The organism is Sedimenticola selenatireducens DSM 17993, from assembly GCF_000428045.1.
GTDB lineage: Bacteria > Pseudomonadota > Gammaproteobacteria > Chromatiales > Chromatiaceae > Sedimenticola > Sedimenticola selenatireducens.
This window is the reverse complement of sequence record NZ_ATZE01000040.1, coordinates 1-2,462: the sequence shown is the minus strand read 5'-3', so window position 1 is coordinate 2,462 and position 2,462 is coordinate 1. Positions and strand designations below refer to the sequence as shown.

Here is a 2,462-nt window from a genome sequence, read left to right as displayed (position 1 = left end):
CAATGTCTCATCAACAGGCCGGATATACGGCAGCTAACCTTGTCCCTGCCATCAACGAGAAAAAGCCTTGCAAATGGGGAGGAGACCATATACGGGTTAGTCGATGGCGTAATCCGACAAGTTGGACCACTCAGGCGTTGGGCAACGAAATGCCGGTGAGTTTTTTATACAGCGAGACGGCGTAGGAGTCGGTCATGCCGGCGACAAAATCGGTCAGCCGCAGCAGACGGGTATAGACGCTCGACGAGGGGATGCGGCCCGACCCGATAAACTGCTCCGGGATCAGCCGGGAGATCATGCGGCTTTTCGCGGAGGCCTGTTCGCCCTGCTCGGCCAGATCGTCCAGCACCTGGATGAAGCGCTCCAGCAGATCACCGATCACCTGGAAGCCGGCGGCCTGAATCTCCACCACCTCGGTGGCCTGGTAGATACGTGCCTTGGCCACCTCGATCAGCCGGTCCATCGCGGCACGTCGGGGGAATTGATTCAACAGTGGCTCATCAAACCGGCCGGCCAGGATCGCCTCCTCATTATCCAGAAAACAGTCCATGGCCTGGCTGATCGCCTCATTGATTACCTTGGCGCGCAGAAACTCCACCCGGCCCTTGCTGTCCCGGATACTCTGCATGCGCAGCCGTTGCTTCTCCGGCTCCTGCAGGATATCCAGATAGAGCGCCATCACCTCGTCAAAAGTGAAATAGCCGAGCCGGAAGCCATCCTCGATATCGATCACCCGGTAACTGATATCATCCGCGGCCTCCACCAGGAACGCCAGTGGGTGGCGACACCACACGGCACGTGAGCCATCCCGCCGGATCAGTCCGACCTGCTCAGCGACCGACTCGAAAGATTCACGATCCTCGACAAAAAAACCCTGCTTCTTGGCGCTGACCCCGGGATAACGACCGCCTCCCAGACAGGACTCCCGGGGATACTTGGTGAAGGCCGCCAGGGTGGCGCAGGTCAACTGCAGGCCGCCGGGATTGTCCGGATTCTGCAGCCGGGTCAGGATACGAAACCCCTGGGCGTTACCCTCGAAACTGGTGAAATCCTCCCGCTCGCTGTCCTTTAGCATGCTGACCCGGCGCTGTCCGTAGGGTGCATCATTGGCCCAACTGCGGAAGGCGTCTTCCCCGGAATGTCCGAAGGGCGGATTGCCGATGTCATGGGCCAGACAGGCCGCGGCACAGATATCGCCGAAATCGGAGGCCTCGTAGTCAGCCAGGCGTCGGCGCTCGATCACCCGCTCACCCACCTGGGTACCCAGGGAACGGCCGATACTGGAGGCCTCCAGACTGTGGGTCAGACGGGTGCGGATATAGTCGACCCGCGAGAGAGGAAACACCTGGGTCTTATCCTGCATACGACGGAATGCGGAGGAGAAGACAATACGGTCGAAGTCACGCTGAAAATCGGTTCGGGCCGTGGTCCCCCCCTGGGATTGATCACTCCCGAGACGGCTGCGGGAGAGCAGTTGATTCCAATGCATGGTCATGGGCACCTCAACCAGTGAAAAAACAGACGGGCACCAAGGCCACGGGGCGGACCGGCATATCCTACCAGACCCGGCTCGCGGAATAACAGAAAACAGTTAAATTGCAGCGGCTTAGCAGGCCGGACTTGCCTGATCAGGCTAAACTGAGTAGGCTTGTCGCCCTCGACACCATTTAACCCGAGAGCCAGGTAAATCAGATGATCGTCCCAAGCTACGAGAAAGCCCGTTTCAACATGGTTGAGCAACAAGTGCGCCCGTGGGAAGTGCTTGACGCACAGGTACTGGAGCTGATCGGCAGTATGCCGCGGGACCATTTCGTGCCAGACAGCTACAAAGGGCTGGCCTATGCGGATATCGAGATTCCCCTGGGCGACGGTCAGAAGATGATGTTTCCCCGAGTCGAGGGACGACTGCTGCAGGCGCTGGACATTCAGCCCAGCGACAACATTTTAGAGGTCGGTACCGGCAGTGGCTATCTGACCGCCTGTCTGGCCAAAATGGGGAACTGGGTAATCAGCCAGGAGATCAATCCAACCTTCACCGAACAGGCCAGACAACGGCTGGCGGAACTGCAGATTGAGAATGTGGAACTGCGCACCACCGACAGCCTGAGCGACGACATCGAGAGCGGACGCTTCGATGCCATTGCGATAACCGGCTCCCTGCCGGAGATGCCCGAGACGTTCAAGCAGCGCCTGAACATCGGCGGGCGTCTGTTCGTGGTGACAGGCCAGAGTCCGGTCATGACAGCCTTCCTGGTGACCCGCACCGGCGAGAACGAGTGGCAGAGCGAACCGCTGTTCGAAACCGATATCACACCATTGACCAATGCACCGGTGATTCGCAAGTTTGAGTTTTGAACCAGGCATACCGTGTATTTGTCGGATTACGCTACGCTAATCCGTATATGGTCTCCTCCCCATTTGCAAGGCTTTTTCTCGTTGATGGCAGGGACAAGGTTAGCTGC

Annotated in this window: 2 protein-coding genes; one reads left to right on the top strand and one right to left on the bottom strand. The window is 58.6% G+C overall.

Going from position 1 to position 2,462, the window contains the following annotated elements:
- Nucleotides 1-130: 130 nt before the first annotated feature.
- The gene (locus A3GO_RS0118650; protein ID WP_029134691.1) at nt 131-1,489 is read right to left on the bottom strand and encodes a deoxyguanosinetriphosphate triphosphohydrolase; all 1,359 of its coding nucleotides are present in this window, start codon (nt 1,487-1,489) and stop codon (nt 131-133) included.
- 203 nt (nt 1,490-1,692) lie between these two features.
- Here A3GO_RS0118650 and A3GO_RS0118645 point away from each other — a divergent pair, with 203 nt between their 5' ends.
- Nucleotides 1,693-2,355, top strand: coding sequence for a protein-L-isoaspartate O-methyltransferase family protein (locus tag A3GO_RS0118645; RefSeq protein ID WP_029134690.1), 663 nt, complete (start codon nt 1,693-1,695; stop codon nt 2,353-2,355).
- The last annotated feature ends 107 nt before the right edge of the window (nt 2,356-2,462 follow it).

Bases quoted from the DNA above. Each gene is read 5' to 3' on its own strand.
- A3GO_RS0118650 (WP_029134691.1), bottom strand. From the start codon at position 1,489: ATGCATTGGAATCAACTGCTCTCCCGCAGCCGTCTCGGGAGTGATCAA.
- A3GO_RS0118645 (WP_029134690.1), top strand. From the start codon at position 1,693: ATGATCGTCCCAAGCTACGAGAAAGCCCGTTTCAACATGGTTGAGCAA.